Genomic DNA, 19,049 nt, shown 5'->3' with positions numbered 1-19,049 from the left:
CGCATGATCGACCTGGTCCTGGGCACGGTGATCGTGGTGTCCACCCTGCTGGGGCTGCTGCGCGGCTTCGTTGGGATCCTCGTTGGCACCCTGTCCTGGCTGCTGGCCGGCTGGGCGGCCTTCATGTTCGGCGGCGATGCGGCGGCCAGGTTCGCCGGTAACGGCCGCCCCGGCATGACCGACTACCTGGGCGGCTACGCGCTGACCTTCGTCGGGGTGATGCTGGTGGTGGCGCTGATCGGCATGGTCATCAAGGCCTCGGTGCGCAACACGCGCCTGTCCGGCGTGGACCGGCTGGCCGGCGGCGGCCTGGGGCTGGTGCGCGGCGGGTTCTTCGCCTGCGTGCTGGTATTGCTGATGTCCTTCACCCCGCTGACCGGAGAAAGCAGCTGGCACACCTCGCGCGTGCTGCCGGTGCTGGAACCCGGCGCAGCCTGGATGCGGGCCCAGCTGCCTGAGGTCTCCATGCCGCAGGTGCCGTCCATGCCGCAGATGCCGGACATGAACATGGACCGGCTGCGCAACATGGAGCTCAACAAGCTGCCCTTGTCAGGCGATAATGGCGCCCTAAGCGACGATTTCCAGCAGGTAGCCGCGCAGCTGCCGCAACTCGGACAGACGGTGTCCGAGGCACTGGGCAGGGCACGCGGACAGACCTCCAGCGGTCTGCCCAAGCCCCTGAGCGACCCGGCCGCGCCACAGGGCGACCCGGCCAGGGTGCACCCCGATGAAAGCGACCCGGCGCGGGTCGTGGCAACCCCATCAGGCCAGGAGCGACCGCTCTGAAGCCACGTAACACCCAGCAAAACAGCGGAGAAACGCCATGTGCGGCATCGTCGGAATCGTCGGCAACCAGAATGTCGCCGGCCAGCTCTATGACGGCCTGACGGTCCTGCAGCACCGGGGCCAGGATGCCGCGGGCATTGCCACCGCCGACGGCACCCGCCTGCGCCTGCACAAGGACAACGGCCTGGTCCGCGATGTGTTCAGCCCCAAGGCCATGAGCGTGCTGGAAGGGCGCGTGGGCATCGCCCACTGCCGCTATCCGACCGCCGGTTCGGAAGGCATGGACGAGGCCCAGCCGTTCTACGTCAACTCCCCTTACGGCATCGCCCTGGCCCACAACGGCAACCTGATCAATGCCGAGGCGCTGCGCCAGGACGTGTTCGCCCAGGACCGGCGCAACATCAACACCGACTCGGACAGCGAGGTCCTGCTCAACATCTTCGCCCACGAGCTGGACACCCAGCGCACGCTCTCGCCAGAGACCGCGCTGCGCGCGGTGGCCGGCGTCCACCGCCGCTGCAAGGGCGGCTACGCGGTGGTCAGCGTGGTCCTGGGGCTGGGCCTGGTGGCCTTCCGCGACCCGCACGGGATCCGTCCGCTGGTGCTGGGCAAGCGCGAGCACAACGAAGGCACCGAATACATCGTGGCCTCCGAATCGGCGGCGCTGGACATCCTGGGCTTCACCCGCCTGCGCGACGTGGCCCCGGGCGAGGGCATCGTGATCACCGCCCGCGGCGAGCTGTTCGCCCAGGCCTGCGCCGAGCCGCAGCAGCACGCGCCGTGCATCTTCGAATACGTGTACTTTGCCCGTCCCGACTCGATGATCGACAACGTCTCGGTGCACAAGGCGCGCATGCGCATGGGCATCAAGCTGGGCGAGAAGATCCTGCGCCTGCGTCCGGACCACGACATCGACACGATCATCCCGATCCCGGACACCTCGCGCGATGCGGCGCTGGAGATCTCCAACACCCTGGGCGTGAAGTACCGCGAAGGCTTCATCAAGAACCGCTACGTCGGCCGCACCTTCATCATGCCCGGCCAGGGCGAGCGGGTGAAATCGGTGCGCCGCAAGCTCAATCCGATCAACCTGGAGTTCCGCAACCGCGTGGTGCTGCTGGTGGACGACTCGATCGTGCGCGGCACCACCAGCCAGCAGATCGTGCAGATGGCCCGCGATGCCGGCGCGCGCAAGGTCTACCTGGCCAGTGCCGCGCCGCCGGTGCGCCATCCCAACATCTACGGCATCGACATGCCGGCGGTGGACGAGCTGGTCGCACATGGCCGCAGCGTGGAGCAGATCGAGCAGTTCCTCGGCGTGGACTGGCTGATCTACCAGGACCTGGAGGACCTCAAGGCGGCCGTGCGCGAAGGCAACCGCAACCTGGAGCATTTCGATTCCTCCTGCTTCGACGGCCACTACGTGACCGGCATCGACCCGGGCTATTTCGAGCGCATCCAGCAGTCGCGCTCGGACGAGGCCAAGCGCATCCGCCGCGCGGTCTGAACGGCGCGCACGCAGGCTGACGCCATGACCTCGGTGTACCAGGCCGCGCGCCAGTGTCTGGCTGCCACCGATCCGGCAGAAAAAGTCGCCCTGACCCAGCACTACGCGGCCGCGTTCGCGCGTGGCCAGCTGGCCGTGCCGGCAGATGCGCCGCCGCCGGAGCCGATCCGCATGCCCGGCCGCCCGGACAGGCCGCATCTGGTTCACCCGCGCGCGCTGCCCAAGCGCGGCCTGGGCAGCGTGGAAGGGCGCGCGGCCTTCATCCATGCCATCGCCCACATCGAGCTCAACGCGATCGACCTGGCCTGGGATGCGGTCTATCGCTTTCGCGATGCACCGGCGCCGTACCAGGCCGACTGGATCAGCTGCGCGCACGACGAGTCGCGCCACTTCGTGCTGCTGCGCACGCGGCTGCAGGCGCTGGGTTACCACTACGGCGACTTCAACGCGCACAACGGCCTGTGGGACATGTGCCAGAGGACCGCGCACGACGGCCTGGCGCGCATGGCGCTGGTGCCGCGGGTGCTGGAGGCGCGCGGCCTGGATGTGACCCCGGCGATGATCGACAGGCTCACCGCGCTGGGCGATGTGCAGACCGTGGAGGTCCTGGAGCTGATCCTGCGCGAGGAAGTGGCTCACGTGGCCGCCGGTTCGCGCTGGTACCGCTGGTACTGCGCGCGCGCAGGCATCGAGCCGCGGTCCCGATTCCTGCAGCTGCTGGGCGAGTATGCCGGCCCGTACCTGCGCGGCCCGTTCAATGCCGAAGCGCGGCTGCGCGCCGGCTTCGAGCAGGAAGAACTGGATGCGTTGGCCGAACTCGAACCGCCGCCACGGTCGCAGACGGTTTAGCTTTCCAGCCGTCATCTCCGTGGTTTTCAATAGCCGATTGGCTGCTCTGCGGGAGGCGCTGCGGCATCAAGCAGGTGAAGCCAGAGGCACTGGGTTCCCGCGTGCGCGGGAATGACGGACTGGTGCGATCTGCTCGAGACTTCTCCGTGATTTTCCTATCGTCATCCCCGCGTAAGCGGGGACCCAGCGCCTTTCCGTGTTCAGGCCAGCGGCAACGCCTGCAGCTCGAAGCCTTCCGGCGTCACCCGCAACACCGAGCCCTGCTCGTACCAGTCGCCCAGCACGATGCGCGTGCAGGCCCTCCCGCCGGCGGTGAGTTCATGCACCGCCGGGCGATGGGTGTGGCCGTGGATCATGCGGTCGATGCCGTAGCGCACGAAGGTGGCCTCCACTTCGGCCGGGGTCACATCGGTGAGCGTTTCGAACCTGGCGTTGTCGGCCTTCAGCCCGCCCTGGTGCGCGGCGCTGGCGGCGCGCGCCTGCGCGGCAAAGGCGATGCGCGCAGCCAGCGGCTGGGCCAGCATGTGCGCCTGCCAGGCCGGGTCGCGGGTCTGCGCGCGCACCGCCTGATAGGCCGTATCCGAGGTGCACAGCGCATCGCCGTGGCCGATCAGGGTCGGGGTGCCGTACAGCATCACCACGGCCGGGTCGGGCAGGGTCCGCATGCCGCAGCGCCGGGCATAGTCGGTGCCCAGCAGGAAGTCGCGGTTGCCGCGGATGAACGACACCGGCACGCCGGCATCGCTGACCGCGCGGATGCCCGCGGCGACCTCGGCGGCCAGCTCGGACGGATCGTCATCGCCGACCCAGGCCTCGAACAGGTCACCCAGGATGTACAGCGCCTGGGCGTGGATGGCCTGGTGCCGAAGGAATTCCAGGAACAGGGCGGTGATGGCCGGGCGCGTGGCGTCCAGATGCAGGTCGGAGATGAACAGCGTGGTCATGGGCAAATGATAGCGGGCGCCGGGGCCGTGGCCGGCGTGTCGTGCGGACCTGGCTGGTTGGCCGGCTCGCGGCCCGGCCTGGCCGCAACGGGTAAAATCGGCCGCTTCCATCTTCTTGCTTGTCGGGCCATCCATGACCTGCCGTACCCGTTTTGCCCCCAGTCCCACCGGCTACCTGCACATCGGTGGCGCGCGCACTGCGCTGTACTGCTGGCTGGAGGCGCGTCATCGCGGCGGGCAGTTCGTGCTGCGGATCGAGGATACCGACCGCGAGCGCAGCACCCAGGGCGCGATCGACGCGATCATCGCGGCGATGGACTGGCTGGGCCTGGACTACGACGAAGGCCCGATCTACCAGACCCAGCGCCTGGCCCGCTACCGCGAAGTGGCAGCGCAACTGGTGGCCGCCGGCAAGGCCTACTACGCCTATGAAACGCGCCAGGAGCTGGACGCCATGCGCGAGGCGGCCATGGCCCGGCATGAAAAACCGCGCTACAACGGCGCCGCGCGCGAGCAGCAGCTGCCGTATCGCGATGATCCCAACCGCGTGATCCGGTTCAAGAATCCGATCGCTGGCACGGTGGTGTTCGATGACCTGATCAAGGGCCGGATCGAGATCGCCAACAGCGAACTGGACGACATGGTGATCCTGCGCCCGGACGGTCATCCCACCTACAACTTCGCGGTGGTGGTGGACGATTGGGACATGGCCATCACCGAGGTGATCCGCGGCGACGACCACATCAACAACACCCCGCGCCAGATCAACATCTATGAAGCACTGGGCGCGCCGGTCCCGAAGTTCGCGCACATGCCGATGATCCTGGACGAGCACGGCGCCAAGCTGTCCAAGCGCACCGGCGCGGCCGATGTCATGCAATACAGGCAGGCCGGCTACCTGCCGCATGCGCTGATCAATTACCTGGCGCGGCTGGGCTGGTCGCATGGTGACCAGGAGCTGTTTTCGCGCGCCGAACTGATCGAACTGTTCGACGTCAGGAACGTCAACTCCAAGGCCGCGCGCATCGACATGGCCAAGCTGGGCTGGGTCAACCAGCACTATCTGAAGACCGACGACCCGGCCACCATCGCCCCGCATCTGGTCTACCAGCTGGAAGGGCTTGGCGCCGACCTGTCCGCCGGCCCGGCGCCGGCCGAGGTGGTCCTGGCCCTGCGCGAGCGCGTGCAGACCCTGAAGGAAATGGCCGAAAAGGCCCTGGTCTGGTACCAGCCGCTGACCGAGTACGACGCTGCCGCCGTGGCCAAGCATCTCAAGCCGGCCGCGGTCGCGCCGCTGGCCAAGGCGCGCGAGCTGCTGGCGGCATCGAGCCAGTGGACCGTGGACAGCGTCTCCGAGGCCCTGCACGCTGCCGCCGCTGCGCTGGAGCTGGGCATGGGCAAGGTCGCCCAGCCGCTGCGCGTGGCCATCACCGGCACCCAGGTCAGCCCGGACATCGCCCAGACCGTGTACCTGGCCGGGCGCGAGCAAGCCTTGAAACGCATCGACGCCGCACTCATCAAGGCCGCCAACGCGGCCTGATTCCAGGAGCACGCCCATGTCCAGCAAGCTTGCCTGCATCGCGCCTGACCACCACGTGCACGGCGCCGATGCGTTCGTGCACGCGGTCGAACACGCCTGCGCCGAACGCGGCCTGCGACTGACGCCGATCCGCACGCGCGTGCTGAGGCTGATCGCCGAGGCGGGCAAGCCGGTCAAGGCCTACGAGCTGCTGGATCTGGTCCGTGCTTCCAAGGGCGTGGGCGCCGACGCACCGCCGACGGTGTACCGCGCGCTGGATTTCCTGATGGCCAATGGCTTTGTGCACAAGCTCGAATCGGTCAATGCGTTCGTGGCCTGCCACCACCCCAACAGCGCCACCCATTCGGTGCCGTTCCTGATCTGCGACCGCTGCCATTCGGCCGTCGAGCTGGAAGACCACGCCGTGGTCGGCCAGCTGGAAGCGCGGGCCAAGGCGCTGGGCTTCCAGCCGCAGGCGCAGACGCTGGAAGTGCATGGCCTGTGCGCGCGGTGCGCGCAGGTGCAGTGAGAAGGCGCTGCTGTGCAGCCTCGATTGAAGCGCTGCAACTGCCAGTGGATCAGTCGTAGAAACCCTGGCCCGATGCCAGGGTCGCTGCATTGAGGATGGCGTTGAGGATCATGGTGTGATCGGCCTTGCCCAGGCCTGCGATCTCGTGCGCCACCCCGTGTGCGACGGTCATGTGGATGTAGGGCGGCCCGATCATGGCAACACTGTTGCCGGAAAAGCCCCAGGTCTTCATGGCGATGTGGCCCTGGTCGTGGTACATGGCCACCACCACGTCGTAGCGGCCCTCGATGCAGTGGCGGAACACCGAGTCCGGACTGATCGGCCCGGCCACATCCAGGCCTTCGCTTCTGGCAATGGCAATGGCCGGGTCGATCTGCTCCCTTTCCTCGCGGCCTTCGGCATGGGGATTGAAACCGGCCACGGCGATGCGCCGCGACTGCAAGCCCGCTTGCTTCATCCAGTCATCGAGCGAACGCAGCAACGTCAGAACGGCCTCGGTGGTGATGAGCGAGGACACCGACGCCAACGGCACGTGGTCGCTCAGGTGGGCGATCGTCAGCGGGCCGGAGTGCAGCAGAAGATATGCGCCGGCGTCACGGTTGGTTGCGATGCTGCCGAGCGTTCCCGCCATCTTCATCGAGCCCGAACTGATCGGCCCCATGACCGATGCGGCCAGCGCTCCCTGCCGTGCCAGCCGGTCGGCATGGTCCAGCCAGGCACCGCTGGCCCAGCCGGCACGCTCCACATCCTGCCCGTAGCGAACCCAGGCCATGTCGAACTCCACCGGTTCGATCACATCGATCGTGTGGCTGTGGGTCACCTGGCTGGCGCGTGGCACCGCGCGCACCTGGGCGTGCAGGCCTGCGATCCTCACCGCATCGCCCATCACCTCCACGCTGCCGATCAGCACCGGGTTGCAGGTCTGGTGGAGCTTTTCGTCGGCCCACGCCTTGGCGATCACTTCCGGGCCGATGCCACACGGGTCGCCGATGGTGATGCCCACTATCGGGCGGGACGCTGGTTGATTGTTCACTGGAAGACCTTTTTCGGCAGGGACGTCAGAGGTGATAGAAGTCGACGACTTCATGGATCATGTCGTTGAGGATGACAGTTTTTTTCTTCGCGATCTGCCATGCACCGTCGAGGTGCCGCAGCCGGTAGTGCGCATTGCCGAAATACGTGGTGGCGCGGTTCTCGACCCCGGTTGATGCGGTCCAGTTGCCGTGGACCTGCAGTTCACCGTCGTCCATGCGCCTCACGCCCAGCAGTTGGCACAGACCTGCCAAGGGATAAGCCATGCGGGCAGGAGGACATGATGGCCATGTGAGCCCAGCGCTTGAAGCCGCGAACGCGCAGATGCAGCCCGGGCGCGTGAACGCTGGCATGTGGACCACCAGCGCCGCCAATGCGCCAGGGTGCCGCAGCGCTTTTGCTCGCCCATTGTTGGTTTGACGTGGAGGTGAACACCGGGACGCGTTTGTTCGGGTATGCCTGTTGCCTTTCGAGGTTGTCGGCCGAATGCATCGCGACATGAAAATTGCGCTTTGTCATGCGCCAGCCCCTGCGCCAGTGAGGTTTCGACACTGCACAGGGCCGCGTCCTTTGTCAGCGCCACGGCCCGAGGCGCCTTGGCGGCAACGCCTGGTTGCAGCAAGGGCCGCACATGAACAAGCAGGCTGACGCCCAGTGCAGCGGCGAACGCGGGGCATGCACACCGCCGCAACCTGGGGCGCACCTTCGATTTGAATCAGAAGAACATCCGCACGCCGAAGCTCGCGCTGCGCCCCGGCAGCATCACCCTGTCCTTGAGGAAGGAGGTATGCACGCGCGCGTCCTGGTCGGCCAGGTTGCTGCCATCCAGGAACACCTCCCACGAGGTCGGGCCGGCATCGAGGTGATAGGCCAGGTGCGCATCGACCAGCGTGTAGCCGGCCGTCTCGGTTTCGTCCGTCGCCACCTTGTCCTGCCGCATGTAGCGGGTGGCGCCGAGCGAGGCGCGCCAGGCGCTGGCTTGCCAGCGCAGTTCGCCACCAAAGCGGCCCGGGGCGATGCGCGGCAGGTTGCCGCCGTCCTTCAGGCGGGCGCGCACGGTGTCGCCGAACACATGCAGGTCCCAGGCGCCGGTGCTGTCGCTGTCGGCCAGGTGCCAGGTGGCCTCGCCCTCGAAGCCGTGGAAGACCGCATCGCCCTGGGTCCACTGGCGGATCGGCAGGGACCGGCCTTGCTCCTCGAAAGACCACTGCGCGCCGGTGTCGGCCAGGTAGATGAACTTGTCATAGCGGTTGTAGTACGCCGAGACCTTCGCATCGACCCGGTCATTGCGGTAGCTCAGGCCCAGCTCGGCCTGGTTGGCCTTTTCCTTGTCCAGCCCGGCGCCGCCGATTTCATAGGCCAGGGTGGCGATGTGCGGGCCATCGGCGAACAGCTCCTCTTCGGCCGGAGCGCGTTGGGCGTGGTCCAGGTTGGCGGTCAGGCGCCAGTGCTCGTCGAGCCTGAAGCCGAAGCTGGTCGACAGGCTCAGTGGCGTGAAATCCGGCGACAGGCCGGTGTCGGTGTCGTAGCGGACCCGGTCCACGCGCGCGCCCAGGTCGGTGGAAAACCGGCCCCACGCGTTCTGCGCCACCGCAAACACGCCGACCGATGTGGTCTCGGTGCGCGGCACGAAGGCTTCCTCGCCGATGGCCTGGAAGGTCGAATCGTTGCCCTGCAGGCCGACTGCGGTTTTCCAGCCGTTGGCGGCGGCGAAGGTGGCTTCCACTCGGCCCTCGTTGGCGTTCTTCTTGAACATGGTGCCGGCCTGGCTGCCTTCGTATTCGGTGTGGTCATAGCGGGTGTGGCCGAAGCTGTAGCGCAGGCCGCTGCCTTGGCCCCACGGCTCGTTCAGGCCGCCCTTCATCTCGAAGCGGTCCTGGTGCATCTCCAGGTGCACGCCCGGCTCGCCCGCGGCCGGATCGCCCGGTTCGCCCGGGTTGCCGTAGCGGTCGTTGAAACGCGCCACCGACACGCCGATGAAGCCCCAGTCACCGGCCAGCGAGGCGCCGAACGCGCCGGACTTGGTATCGATGAACGAATTGGGCTGCCTGCCGCGCGGTGTGTCGTAGTCGTTTGCATTGCGGTACACGCCGTCGGCATGGATCGACAGGCCGCCATTGCCGGCGTCCAAGCGCGCCATGCTGGTCTGGCCGTCCTTGTCGCCGACATCGATCCGGGTCTCGGCGCGGCCGGTGACCCCTTCGATCGGGGTTTCGGCGATGCGGCCATCGACCACGTTGACCGCGCCACCGATGGCGCCGCTGCCGTAGAGCAGGGTGGACGGCCCCTTGAGCACCTCGATCTGATCGGCCAGGAACGGCTCGATCGCCGGCGCGTGGTCCTGGCTGACGGTGGACACATCGGCGCTGGACAGGCCATTGGACATCACCGCCACGCGCGGGCCGTCCATGCCGCGGATGATCGGCCGGCCCACGCCGGGGCCGAAGTTGGAGCTCTGCACGCCGGGCAGGCCGGCCACGGTCTCGCCCAGGCTGGCGGCGCGGACTTCATCGAGCTTCTCCCCGGAGAGCACTTCGACCGGGCGGCTGAGCTGGTCGGCGGTGCTGCCGAACAGGCTGGCGCTGACCCTGACCGCGTCCAGGTCCCTGACGTGCGGATCTTCGGCCTGATCGGGATGGCGCGGATCGCTGTCCGGAGGAACGTTGGCGGCGGGCGCGTCCTGGGCCTGGGCGGTGAAGGCGCCCAGGGCCAGGACCAGGGCGGCGGCAAGCGACGTGCGCGCCCGGACGGCCGGGCCGGCGAGGTGATGAGCGGGGGATTCCATGAGTGGGGGCGTCCGGCGTTGGGGGGGAAAGACAGTTGCCGCAAAACGTTATAATATATCCAACAACGGTCAAGTCCCCTCCCGAAAGTCATTGTTGCCCATGCCGTCCTCGCCTCCCTCCCGCTTGCGCGCCTGGCTCGACCACGTCGGCGCCACTGGCTCGCTGGTGTGCGCGGCGCATTGCGCGGTGCTGCCGCTGCTGATCGCGCTGCTGCCGGCGCTGGGCCTGTCGGGCTGGCTGGGCGAAGGGGTCGAGCAGGCCTTCGTGGTGTTCGCGACATTGCTTGGCCTGTTCAGCCTGGCCAGCAGCTATCGCCGGCACCGGGCACTGCGCGCGCTGGGCATGCTGCTGACCGGGCTGGTGGTGCTGTGGACGGCGGTGCTGTATCCGCCGCTGCACCACAGCGTGGTCCCGCATGCGCTGGCGATGACCTTCGGCGGCACCCTGGTCGGGCTGGCCCACGTGCTGAACCTGCGTCTGAACCATGGCCACGTGCACGGCCCCAGCTGCGCGCATCGGCCGTTGCCGGCCGGCCGGGCCGCTGTGATAGCCTCTGCGGTCCTGCGCGCGGGCGACCTGCCGGCAGCGCACCCGCAAAACGGGCGGGCCACCAACATCGAGGAATGACGAACATGGGCAAGGGTGATCGCAAAACCGCCAAGGGCAAGCGCTACAACTCCAGCTACGGCAACGTGCGCAAGCACGCTTCGGTTGCGGGCGTCGCCGCGCCGGTGACCAGCAGGTCGGTGACCAAGGCGCCGGCCAAGAAGGTCGTGGCCAAGAAGACGGTCGCCAAGGCCGGCTGATCTGCCTGCCAACGCTGGACCGACCGAACGCGGCGCCGCATCCGGGCGCCGCGTTTTTTTACGGCCTGCGACTTGGCAGGGAGGGCGCCCGAATTGCAGCCGTGGCCGCGGCCATCGGCGCAACCACGACGCAGAACGCCTCCAGTGGTGACAGACGGGGGGTCGCGCAGGCAATCGGATGCGAGGACCTCGCACCGCGCGATCATGACCAGGCCGCCGCGTCTTGGGCGAAAAGCGCGCCGGCCCCGGCCTGCCGCGGCAGCGCGCCTTCGAGGGTCAGCAGGAAGGCCTTGGTCGGCAGTCCGCCGCCGAAACCGGTCAGCGCGCCGCTGGCGCCGATCACCCGGTGGCAGGGCAGCACGATCGGCAGCGGATTGCGCCCGTTGGCCGCACCGACCGCGCGCGTGGCGGCCGGGCGGCCCACGCGCCGGGCCAGCTGCAGGTAGCTCCAGGTCTGGCCGAACGGGATCTGCGCCAGTGCCTGCCACACCTGGCACTGGAACGCGGTGCCGTGCGGTGCCAGGGGCAGGTCGAACACCTGCAGGCGTCCGGCAAAATACGCATCCAGCTGCGCCTGGGTCTGGCGCAGCAGCGGATGCTCGCCGGGCTGCCACGGGGTGCGCTGCTTCACCGGATGGCTGTTGCCGGGGAACTGGATGGCGTGCAGGCCGGCGTCGCTGGCGGCCACGCGCAGCGGGCCGACCGGACTGGGCACGCTGCGTTCGAAGATGGTCATGGCAAGGCCTCCCTGGAGGCGGTGGGCGATGGGGATGAGGCGGCCGGCATGGCGTCCTTCCACAGATGCAGCACGGCGTAGCCGCGCCAGGGACGCCAGGCCTGCGCGTGCTGCCGCAGCTGGCCGGCGCGCAGGCGCGTGCCGTCGTTGGCCAGCGCTCTTTGCAACACCAGGTCTTCGGCGGGAAAGGCATCGGGATGACCGAGCCCGCGCAGCGCCAGGTAGTGGGCGGTCCAGGGGCCGATGCCGGGCAGGGCGGTCCAGCGCTCGACGAAGGTGTCCAGGGCAGTGCCGGCATCGAAATCGACCCGTCCCTCCAGCACCGCCCGGGCCACCGTGCGCAGCGTGGCCGCGCGCGCCCTGGTCAGGCCGATCGCGGCCAGGTCGGCCTCGGCCAGCGCCTGCGGGGTGGGGAACAGATGGGTGTGCATCTGGCTGTGCAGCGGGCCGGCGAGCGGTTCGCCGAAGGCCCGGGCCAGGCGCGCGGTGAGCGTGCGCGCGGCGGCCACGCTGACCTGCTGGCCGATCACCGCGCGGATCGCGATTTCAAAGCCGTCCCAGCCGCTGGGAATGCGCAGGCCAGGCCGCTTGCCCAGCAGCGGGCGCAGGCGCGGATCGTCATTCAGCGCGTCGGCGATGGCGCGTGGGTCGGCATCCAGGTCGAACATCCGGCGCAGGCGCTGGACCACGGCCAGCAGCCCGCTCGCGGCGATGTTGCGCAGCTGAAGGCGCAGCGCATGTTCGCCGCCGGGCCAGGCGCTGACCCGCAGCCAGCCGGGCGAGGCAGCCGGGCCGACCACGCGGGCATAGGAGGTCGCATCGACATGCTCCACGCCCGGCAGTGCCCGCCCGCGCAGGAAGTCGAGCATCGCGCCGAAGTCGTACGGCGGCCGGTAGCCCAGGCGCAGCACCAGGGTGTCGCCGGCGCTCTGGCGCGGCTCGGCCTTGCGCAGCTGGCGCGGCGCCATCCGGTAGCTGTCCTTGAACACCGTGTTGAAGCGACGCAGGCTGCCGAATCCGGCGGCCAGGGCCACCTCGGTGATCGGCAGGCCGGTTTCGGTCAGCAGCTGCTTGGCGAACAGCAGCCGGCGGGTGCCATGCACGCCGATCGGCGAGGTGCCCAGGCGCTGGGCGAACAGGCGCCGCAGCTGGCGTTCGCCCACCGCCAGGCGCCCGGCCAGCGCGGACAACGGCTGCTCGGCCAGCAGGCCGGTGTCGATCAGCTTCAGGGCGCGGGCGAGCACCTCATCGCCGCGACGCCAGGTGCCAGCGTCGGGGGCCAGTTCCGGCCGGCAGCGCAGGCACGGGCGAAAGCCGGCCGCTTCGGCGGCCGCAGCTGCGGCGTAGTAGGTGACGTTGCCCGCTTTGGCTGGGGACGCCGGGCAGACCGGGCGGCAGTAGATGCCGGTGCTGGACACCGCGGTGAAAAACAGCCCGTCGAAGCGCGCGTCGCGGCTCAGGCGGGCCTGTTCGCAGGTGCGGTGGTCGGGCAGGCAGGCAGCGGGCATGCGGCGCAGGCTAGCACCGCGCCGCGGGCCGGACTAGCCGTTTTCGGACATCGATGTCCGCCCCTGCTCAGGGCGCGGCGACCGGTTCCTTCAAGCCTGGCTGCAGCGTTGCCAGGGTGCCCTGGTTCGGCTCCGGCGGCAGCTGCAGCAGGTGCGCCAGCAGCGGGTAGACGTCCACGTTGTCGAACGCCGGCAACACGGTGCCGGGCCGGAAGGCCGGGCCGTGGGCGATGAAGCTTGCCTGCATCGAGGCCAACGCCGGATCGTAGCCGTGCGAGCCGCGGACCTGGCCCAGCTGGCGCCGCTGCGCCGCGTGCGCGGCCGGCAGGGCGTCCCAGCCTTCGTCCATCTGGCACACGATCGGCGGGATCCGCGCGTTGCTGCCGTAGTGCCAGCGGGCCGGCAGCTCGCCCTTGCGCCAGCAGGCGTAGTGGTCGTGGCGGCCTGGCAGGCGCTGGTCGAGGACCGCTTCGAACCCCAGATTGGGTGACACCCCGATCACCTGGCCGGCCGAGACGATCGCCGCTTCCTCCACGCTGACCATGTCCTCCACGGCGATCACCTGCCCGGGCATGACCTGGGCCATGCCGTGGTCGGAGACGATCACGATGTTGGTGCGTTCCAGCTGGCCGTGGGCCTGGAGCGTGTCGAACAGGCTGCCGAGCACCGCGTCGACCTGCTGCAGCGCGGCGCGCACCTGCGGCGAACCCGGGCCGAAACCATGGCCTTGTTCGTCCACGTCTTCCACGTACAGCGCGGCCAGGGCCGGGCGTTGCGCGAGCGGGCCGGTCAGCCAGCCGGCCACTTCGGCCGCGCGCGTGGAGAAGGGGATCTGGCCGTCGAACAGCCGGTACTGGCTGGGGCGCACGCCCTGGATCGGCGCGCCGCTGCCGGGCCAGGCCCAGATCGCGGTCCTGCGCCCATGCTGCTCGGCAGTGACCCAGATCGGCGTGGCCTGGTCCCACCAGCGGCTGTCACCGGTGGCCTTGGCGTCGGAGAGCCTGAACAGGCCCAGTTCCGGGTCGCGCATGGAGTTGTGGACAATTCCGTGACGGTCCGGACGTAGCCCGGTCACCAGCGTGTAGTGGTTGGGAAAGGTCACCGCCGGGTAGGACGGATTCATCCACTGCGCGCGGACGCCGCCGGCGGCCAGCGCATCCAGGCGTGGCGTATCGCCGCGACCGAGATAGCCTGCGCCCATGCCATCGATGGAAATCAGCAGGACCGGCGCCGGCGCGGCGGTGGCATGGGTGCTGGAGGCGGTGGCGGAAGCGGGGTGATCGGTGGCGCAGGCGGACAGCAACAACAGGCTGGCCAGCCATGCGGCGCGGAACGTGGGCAGGCGCATGCGGTCAATGGGGTAGCAGAAGGACTGCGCAGAGCTTGGCAGAACGGCATGACCGCTGCATGGCGCCCTCGCTTCTGCCTCCGGGACCGTGGCTGCCTTGCGGGGCGATCAGGCCCTTCTCCGCCCGCTCCTACGGGGTGATCGACGTTTCCGCGCCCTGGGCGTAGGGGAAACCTTTATTCCCGCTTCGGGGGCATGGCCGCGAGAGGCTTCGTCGGCAAAGCCCCATCGCACCCCTGCGGTGTGCTCCTACGCGCCAGCACCTGGATCTCGATCTGGTCCTCGATGCGCACCACCTGGCCGGCGCGGATCTTGGCGGTCTTGCGCAGTTCCTGCGCGCCGTCCACCAGGACCACGCCGCTGGCGACGATCTGCTTGCCCATGCCGCCGCTGTCGGCCAGGCCGCACAGCTTGAGCAGGATGTGGAGTTCGACGTACTCGCCGTCGAGATCGAATTGGAGGATCTGCATGGAACGTCGCGCAGCTGGAAAGGGGGAAGTATCGCGCGTCCTGCTCGCAGGCAAAGCGCTCGATCTGCTCCGGCAGGCGCTGGCGCAGACTGGCGCCGATGACGCTGTCGTGGAGCGCCCTTGCCAGCCGAGGGCGCCTGGCACCGGGGTGGCGCCGGACTGAACCGCCGGCTGCGCCAGGCCTGCGCTTTTGCGCGCCGTTTTGGGCAGGACAGGCCGCCAGGGCGCACAATAGGCGGCCACAGACGCTGTCCGAGTTGCATCATGTCTTCCGAAAACGCCGCAGCCGCGGTGCCGTTCTCCGCCCTTGGCCTGTCCGCGCCGGTCATGGCCGCCCTGGCCACCGTCGGCTACGAATCGCCATCGCCGATCCAGGCCGCGACCATCCCGGCGCTGCTGGCCGGACGCGACGTGCTGGGCACCGCGCAGACCGGGACCGGCAAGACCGCGGCCTTCGCCTTGCCGGTGCTCTCCAACCTGGACCTGGCCGCCGGCAAGCCGCAGGCGCTGGTCCTGGCGCCGACCCGCGAGCTGGCCATCCAGGTCGCCGAGGCCTTCCAGAAGTACGCCGCCTCGATCCCCGGGTTCCATGTGCTGCCGATCTACGGCGGCCAGGCCTACGCGCCGCAGCTGCAGGCGCTCAAACGCGGCGTGCACGTGGTGGTCGGGACGCCCGGCCGGGTGATCGACCACCTCGAGCGCGGCTCGCTGGACCTGTCCGGCCTTGCCACCCTGGTCCTGGACGAAGCCGACGAAATGCTGCGCATGGGCTTCATCGACGATGTCGAGACGGTGCTGAAGAAGACCCCGGAAACGCGCCAGGTGGCGTTGTTCTCGGCGACCATGCCGCCGGCCATCCGCCGCATCGCCCAGACCTACCTGAAGGATCCGGTCGAGGTGAACATCGCGGCCAGGACCACGACCTCGGCCAACATCACCCAGCGCTACTGGTTCGTCTCGGGCCTGCACAAGCTCGACGCGCTGACCCGGATCCTGGAAGCCGAACCGTTCGACGGCATGATCATCTTCGTGCGCACCAAGGCGGCCACCGAAGAACTGGCCCAGAAGCTGCAGGCCCGCGGCCTGGCCGCGGCCGCGATCAACGGCGACATGCAGCAGGCCGCGCGCGAAAAGACCATCGCCCAGCTCAAGGACGGCAAGCTGGACATCCTGGTGGCCACCGACGTGGCCGCGCGCGGCCTGGACGTGGAGCGGGTGAGCCACGTGCTGAACTACGACATTCCCTACGACACCGAAAGCTACGTGCACCGCATCGGCCGCACCGGCCGCGCCGGCCGCGCCGGCGACGCGATCCTGTTCGTGACCCCGCGCGAGAAGTCGATGCTGCGCGCGATCGAGCGGGCCACCCGCCAGCCGATCACCGAAATGCAGCTGCCCAGCGTGGAGGACGTCAACGACCGGCGCGTGGCCAGGTTCCTGGCCCGGATCACCGACACCCTGGCCAGCGGCGAGGCGGGCCAGTACCGCGCGCTGATCGAAGGTTACGAGCGCGAGCACAACGTGCCGGCGGTGGACATCGCCGCCGCGCTGGCGCGCCTGCTGCAGGGCGATACGCCGCTGCTGCTGTCGGCAGAACGTAGCCAGGCGCGCAGCAGCGCCGAGGCCCTCGGCGAGCGCAACCCGCGTGCCGACCGTGCGCGCTACGAAGGCGAGCGCAGCGGCCCGTTCGGCGCGGCCCCGGCGCGTGCCCAGCGCAGCGAGCACCCGCGCGCCGAGCGTGGGCCGCGCAGTGCGCCGCAGCCCGCAGACGCGTCGTTGCCGGCCGCCGCCGAGCGTGCGCGCCGGGCACCGTCCGCGCCGGCCGGCGAGGCCGAGGTCGGCATGGAGCGCTACCGCATCGAGGTCGGCCACGCCCACGGCGTCAAGCCGGCCAACATCGTCGGCGCCATCGCCAACGAGGCCGGACTGGAAAGCCGCTACATCGGCCGCATCGATATCCAGGAGGACCATTCGGTGCTGGACCTGCCCGAAGGCATGCCGCGCGAGCTGCTGATGCACCTGAAGAAGGTCTGGGTGTCCGGCCAGCAGCTGCGCATCCACAAGCTGGGCGAGGATGCCGGCGAGCAGGCGCCGCGCAAGTTCAAGCCGGCCGCCGCGCGCACCGACGCGCGCCCGCGCAGCTTCAAGTCCGCGCCCAAGGCCCCGGCCAAGCCGCACCGCAAGGGCCCGCCAAAGCCGTCGTGAAGCGGCGCCGCATGGGGGAGAGGTTGCGCTCCTGGGCACAGACCTGCCGGCATGGCGCGCGCGGGGAGAAGAGGCCCAAAGCGCGGCGCGGCGCTTTCGTGCGCGCCGCTTGGCCTGCCCGATAATGGCGTGATGACCGAAACCACCCGCCTCAACAAGCACATCGCCCAGACCGGGTTCTGTTCGCGCCGTGAGGCCGACCGCCTGATCGGCGAGCGCCGGGTCAGCGTCAACGGCCATCCGGCCGGCACCGGCGCGGTGGTCGGCGAAGGCGACGTGGTCCTGATCGATGGCCAGCCGCTGCGCGCACGGGCCACGGTCAGGACCGGCGGCCGGCGCCACGTGTACATCATGCTCAACAAGCCGGTGGGCATCACCTGCACCACCGAGCGCACGGTCAAGGGCAACATCGTCGACTTCGTCGGCCACGAGCAGCGCATCTTCCCGGTTGGCCGGCTGGACAAGGACTCGGAAGGGTTGATCCTGCTGACCAGCAACGGCGAGATCGTCAACCAGATCCTGCGCGCCGAAAACCGCCACGAAAAGGAATACCTGGTGGAGGTCAACCGCCCGGTCACCGAGGAGTTCCTGCGCGGCATGGCCAGGGGCGTGCGCATCCACGACCAGATGACCCTGCCGTGCCGCACCTCGCGCCTGGCCAGGTTCGGTTTCCGGATCACCCTGACCCAGGGCCTGAACCGGCAGATCCGGCTGATGTCGGCGGCTTTCGGCTACCGCGTCACCCAGCTGCGCCGGGTACGCATTGACAACATCCGGCTGGGGCCGCTCAAGCCCGGCCGCTGGCGTAACCTGACCGACGCCGAGCTGCGCGGCCTGCTGCCGGACATGCAGCACTGGTAACAGGGACATCTTCCGTCGGGTCAGCGTAGGGCGGGTCTTGACCCGCCAATCCCCCACGCGAGGGAATGCTTTGCATTGGCGGCTGCGCGTCGGCGCGCTTGGCTTTGCCGATCACCTTCCTTGCATGCATCCGCGATCGCGACCGTGCCGGGCTGGCGGCTCCAAGGGCCGCCCACGTTGTCCGCGCGGTGGCTCCACGAGCCCCGGTCGGGAGGATCAGTCCGCCACGCCCTTGGCTTCGGACGTGGCCAGCAGTTCCGGATGCACCACTGGCCTGCGCCGGGCGAACAGGGGTTGGGCGAACACCGCCAGCAGGATGATCGCCACGCCGAGGTAGAACTGTCCGGTGAGCTGGCGCTGCTCCCCCAGCAGCAGCATCGCCAGCACGATCGCGTAGACCGGCTCCAGGTTGGTCGCCAGCTGCATGCCATAGGCGCTGACATGGCGCAGCGCGGCCAAGGCCATGGCAAAGGGCAGCAGGGTGCAGGCCAGCGCCAGCACCAGCAGCAGCGCACCGTCGTGCAGGCCGGGCATCACCAGCAGGCTGCCGCCGAAGCCGGGGACCAGCGCCATCAGCGGCGCCAGCGCGGTCAGCAGCACGGTGCCGGCGCCCAGTTCCAGGGCGGTGACGGTCAGCGGCTGGCCGCCTTCGACCATGCGCTTGTTGAGCGAGCCGAACACCGCCACCAGCAGTGCCGACAGCGCGCCGACCGCGACCCCGGCGCGCATCGCGTGCGGCACGCCGCCCACCACCAGCGCCACCCCGGGCAGGGTGGCCAGGCCGAACAGCAGCTCGCGCAGGTCGAAGGGGCGCCTGGCCAGCCACGGTTCGATCAGGGCGGTGAATGCCGGCGACAGCGCGATGCAGGTCGCGGCCACCGAGGCGTTGGCCAGCTTGATCGCGCCGTAGAAGGTCAGCCAGTGCAGGGACACCAGCGCGCCGATCCCGGCATAGGCCCAGCGCCGGCGTGCGCGCATCGCCCCCAGGCCGCGCCACACCGCAGGCAGCAGGGCCAGGGCGAGCACCACGAGCAGCATGCGCCACCACACCAGCGGCAGGGCAGGCAGGGTGATCAGCTTGCCCAGGATGGCGGTGAAGCCCCACAGCAGCACGCAGACATGAACCTGGAGATGGGCTTTGGCAGGGACCGGGGCATTCATTG

17 protein-coding genes and 1 pseudogene are annotated in these 19,049 nt (G+C 69.3%); 9 read left to right on the top strand and 9 right to left on the bottom strand.

Going from position 1 to position 19,049, the window contains the following annotated elements:
* Window positions 1-3 precede the first annotated feature (3 nt).
* Genes DSC_RS11450 through DSC_RS11440 form a run of 3 tightly spaced genes read left to right on the top strand, consistent with a single transcriptional unit; the run spans window position 4 to window position 3,142 of the window.
* Window positions 4-786, top strand: coding sequence for a CvpA family protein (locus DSC_RS11450; RefSeq protein ID WP_014161328.1), 783 nt, complete (start codon window positions 4-6; stop codon window positions 784-786).
* A gap of 37 nt (window positions 787-823) precedes the next feature.
* A complete protein-coding gene (purF, locus tag DSC_RS11445) occupies window positions 824-2,293 on the top strand; it encodes an amidophosphoribosyltransferase (RefSeq protein WP_014161327.1) in 1,470 nt (489 codons plus the stop codon).
* Window positions 2,294-2,317: 24 nt separating this feature from the next.
* Window positions 2,318-3,142 carry a ferritin-like domain-containing protein gene (locus DSC_RS11440; protein ID WP_014161326.1) on the top strand — a complete coding sequence of 275 codons (825 nt, stop codon included), beginning with the start codon at window positions 2,318-2,320 and terminating at the stop codon, window positions 3,140-3,142.
* Window positions 3,143-3,342: 200 nt separating this feature from the next.
* Here the strand turns inward: DSC_RS11440 and lpxH are convergent, their stop codons facing one another.
* Window positions 3,343-4,086 (bottom strand): UDP-2,3-diacylglucosamine diphosphatase, encoded by a 744-nt coding sequence (gene lpxH / locus DSC_RS11435; RefSeq protein ID WP_014161325.1) that lies wholly within the window; start codon window positions 4,084-4,086, stop codon window positions 3,343-3,345.
* Between the two features lie 133 nt (window positions 4,087-4,219).
* Between lpxH and gltX the strand changes: the two genes are divergently transcribed.
* Both gltX and DSC_RS11425 read left to right on the top strand, forming a co-directional pair.
* Complete coding sequence (gene gltX / locus DSC_RS11430) at window positions 4,220-5,626, top strand: glutamate--tRNA ligase (protein WP_014161324.1); 1,407 nt, start codon at window positions 4,220-4,222, stop codon at window positions 5,624-5,626.
* Between the two features lie 16 nt (window positions 5,627-5,642).
* The gene (locus DSC_RS11425; RefSeq protein ID WP_014161323.1) at window positions 5,643-6,134 is read left to right on the top strand and encodes a transcriptional repressor; all 492 of its coding nucleotides are present in this window, start codon (window positions 5,643-5,645) and stop codon (window positions 6,132-6,134) included.
* A gap of 49 nt (window positions 6,135-6,183) precedes the next feature.
* On the opposite strand, the gene DSC_RS11420 is transcribed toward DSC_RS11425, so the two are convergent.
* From DSC_RS11420 to DSC_RS11410, 3 genes are all read right to left on the bottom strand, one after another.
* Window positions 6,184-7,137, bottom strand: coding sequence for a PdxA family dehydrogenase (locus tag DSC_RS11420; protein WP_014161322.1), 954 nt, complete (start codon window positions 7,135-7,137; stop codon window positions 6,184-6,186).
* Between the two features lie 55 nt (window positions 7,138-7,192).
* Window positions 7,193-7,519 (bottom strand): aromatic-ring-hydroxylating dioxygenase subunit beta, encoded by a 327-nt coding sequence (locus tag DSC_RS16895; protein WP_425476621.1) that lies wholly within the window; start codon window positions 7,517-7,519, stop codon window positions 7,193-7,195.
* A gap of 362 nt (window positions 7,520-7,881) precedes the next feature.
* On the bottom strand, window positions 7,882-9,951 hold the full coding sequence (locus DSC_RS11410) for a TonB-dependent receptor (RefSeq protein ID WP_014161320.1): 2,070 nt from the start codon (window positions 9,949-9,951) through the stop codon (window positions 7,882-7,884).
* 100 nt (window positions 9,952-10,051) lie between these two features.
* Between DSC_RS11410 and DSC_RS11405 the strand changes: the two are divergent.
* A pseudogene (locus DSC_RS11405) lies at window positions 10,052-10,468 on the top strand (MerC domain-containing protein); the annotation flags it as partial.
* Window positions 10,469-10,584: 116 nt separating this feature from the next.
* A complete protein-coding gene (locus DSC_RS11400; protein ID WP_014161318.1) occupies window positions 10,585-10,758 on the top strand; it encodes a 30S ribosomal protein THX in 174 nt (57 codons plus the stop codon).
* A gap of 202 nt (window positions 10,759-10,960) precedes the next feature.
* Here DSC_RS11400 and DSC_RS11395 read toward each other — a convergent pair whose 3' ends face one another.
* The 4 genes from DSC_RS11395 to DSC_RS11380 form a co-directional block, all read right to left on the bottom strand.
* Window positions 10,961-11,494: a methylated-DNA--[protein]-cysteine S-methyltransferase gene (locus DSC_RS11395; protein WP_014161317.1), complete on the bottom strand. Its 534-nt coding sequence runs from the start codon at window positions 11,492-11,494 to the stop codon at window positions 10,961-10,963.
* Window positions 11,491-13,002: a DNA-3-methyladenine glycosylase 2 family protein gene (locus DSC_RS11390; protein ID WP_014161316.1), complete on the bottom strand. Its 1,512-nt coding sequence runs from the start codon at window positions 13,000-13,002 to the stop codon at window positions 11,491-11,493. The genes DSC_RS11395 and DSC_RS11390 overlap by 4 nt, the downstream gene beginning before the upstream one ends.
* 67 nt (window positions 13,003-13,069) lie before the next feature.
* Window positions 13,070-14,350, bottom strand: coding sequence for an alkaline phosphatase family protein (locus DSC_RS11385; RefSeq protein ID WP_014161315.1), 1,281 nt, complete (start codon window positions 14,348-14,350; stop codon window positions 13,070-13,072).
* A 176-nt stretch (window positions 14,351-14,526) separates the two neighbouring features.
* Window positions 14,527-14,820: an RNA-binding S4 domain-containing protein gene (locus DSC_RS11380; RefSeq protein WP_014161314.1), complete on the bottom strand. Its 294-nt coding sequence runs from the start codon at window positions 14,818-14,820 to the stop codon at window positions 14,527-14,529.
* 264 nt (window positions 14,821-15,084) lie between these two features.
* Between DSC_RS11380 and DSC_RS11375 the strand changes: the two genes are divergently transcribed.
* Complete coding sequence (locus tag DSC_RS11375; protein WP_014161313.1) at window positions 15,085-17,025, top strand: DEAD/DEAH box helicase; 1,941 nt, start codon at window positions 15,085-15,087, stop codon at window positions 17,023-17,025.
* A 132-nt stretch (window positions 17,026-17,157) separates the two neighbouring features.
* The gene (locus tag DSC_RS11370; protein ID WP_014161312.1) at window positions 17,158-17,886 is read left to right on the top strand and encodes a pseudouridine synthase; all 729 of its coding nucleotides are present in this window, start codon (window positions 17,158-17,160) and stop codon (window positions 17,884-17,886) included.
* A 216-nt stretch (window positions 17,887-18,102) separates the two neighbouring features.
* Here the strand turns inward: DSC_RS11370 and DSC_RS11365 are convergent, their stop codons facing one another.
* Complete coding sequence (locus DSC_RS11365) at window positions 18,103-19,047, bottom strand: DMT family transporter (protein ID WP_014161311.1); 945 nt, start codon at window positions 19,045-19,047, stop codon at window positions 18,103-18,105.
* Between the last annotated feature and the right edge of the window lie 2 nt (window positions 19,048-19,049).

Source organism: Pseudoxanthomonas spadix BD-a59, assembly GCF_000233915.3.
GTDB classification, from domain to species: domain Bacteria; phylum Pseudomonadota; class Gammaproteobacteria; order Xanthomonadales; family Xanthomonadaceae; genus Pseudoxanthomonas_A; species Pseudoxanthomonas_A spadix.
Note: the sequence above shows the minus strand (reverse complement) of the source record. Positions and strands in the feature narration are given on the sequence as shown.

Excerpts from the sequence above, each read along its gene's own strand:
- DSC_RS11450 (WP_014161328.1), top strand. The coding sequence starts at position 4 with ATGATCGACCTGGTCCTGGGCACGGTGATCGTGGTGTCCACCCTGCTG.
- purF (WP_014161327.1), top strand. The coding sequence starts at position 824 with ATGTGCGGCATCGTCGGAATCGTCGGCAACCAGAATGTCGCCGGCCAG.
- DSC_RS11440 (WP_014161326.1), top strand. The coding sequence starts at position 2,318 with ATGACCTCGGTGTACCAGGCCGCGCGCCAGTGTCTGGCTGCCACCGAT.
- lpxH (WP_014161325.1), bottom strand. The coding sequence starts at position 4,086 with ATGACCACGCTGTTCATCTCCGACCTGCATCTGGACGCCACGCGCCCG.
- gltX (WP_014161324.1), top strand. The coding sequence starts at position 4,220 with ATGACCTGCCGTACCCGTTTTGCCCCCAGTCCCACCGGCTACCTGCAC.
- DSC_RS11425 (WP_014161323.1), top strand. The coding sequence starts at position 5,643 with ATGTCCAGCAAGCTTGCCTGCATCGCGCCTGACCACCACGTGCACGGC.
- DSC_RS16895 (WP_425476621.1), bottom strand. The coding sequence starts at position 7,519 with ATGCCAGCGTTCACGCGCCCGGGCTGCATCTGCGCGTTCGCGGCTTCA.
- DSC_RS11410 (WP_014161320.1), bottom strand. The coding sequence starts at position 9,951 with ATGGAATCCCCCGCTCATCACCTCGCCGGCCCGGCCGTCCGGGCGCGC.
- DSC_RS11400 (WP_014161318.1), top strand. The coding sequence starts at position 10,585 with ATGGGCAAGGGTGATCGCAAAACCGCCAAGGGCAAGCGCTACAACTCC.
- DSC_RS11395 (WP_014161317.1), bottom strand. The coding sequence starts at position 11,494 with ATGACCATCTTCGAACGCAGCGTGCCCAGTCCGGTCGGCCCGCTGCGC.
- DSC_RS11390 (WP_014161316.1), bottom strand. The coding sequence starts at position 13,002 with ATGCCCGCTGCCTGCCTGCCCGACCACCGCACCTGCGAACAGGCCCGC.
- DSC_RS11385 (WP_014161315.1), bottom strand. The coding sequence starts at position 14,350 with ATGCGCCTGCCCACGTTCCGCGCCGCATGGCTGGCCAGCCTGTTGTTG.
- DSC_RS11380 (WP_014161314.1), bottom strand. The coding sequence starts at position 14,820 with ATGCAGATCCTCCAATTCGATCTCGACGGCGAGTACGTCGAACTCCAC.
- DSC_RS11375 (WP_014161313.1), top strand. The coding sequence starts at position 15,085 with ATGTCTTCCGAAAACGCCGCAGCCGCGGTGCCGTTCTCCGCCCTTGGC.
- DSC_RS11370 (WP_014161312.1), top strand. The coding sequence starts at position 17,158 with ATGACCGAAACCACCCGCCTCAACAAGCACATCGCCCAGACCGGGTTC.
- DSC_RS11365 (WP_014161311.1), bottom strand. The coding sequence starts at position 19,047 with ATGAATGCCCCGGTCCCTGCCAAAGCCCATCTCCAGGTTCATGTCTGC.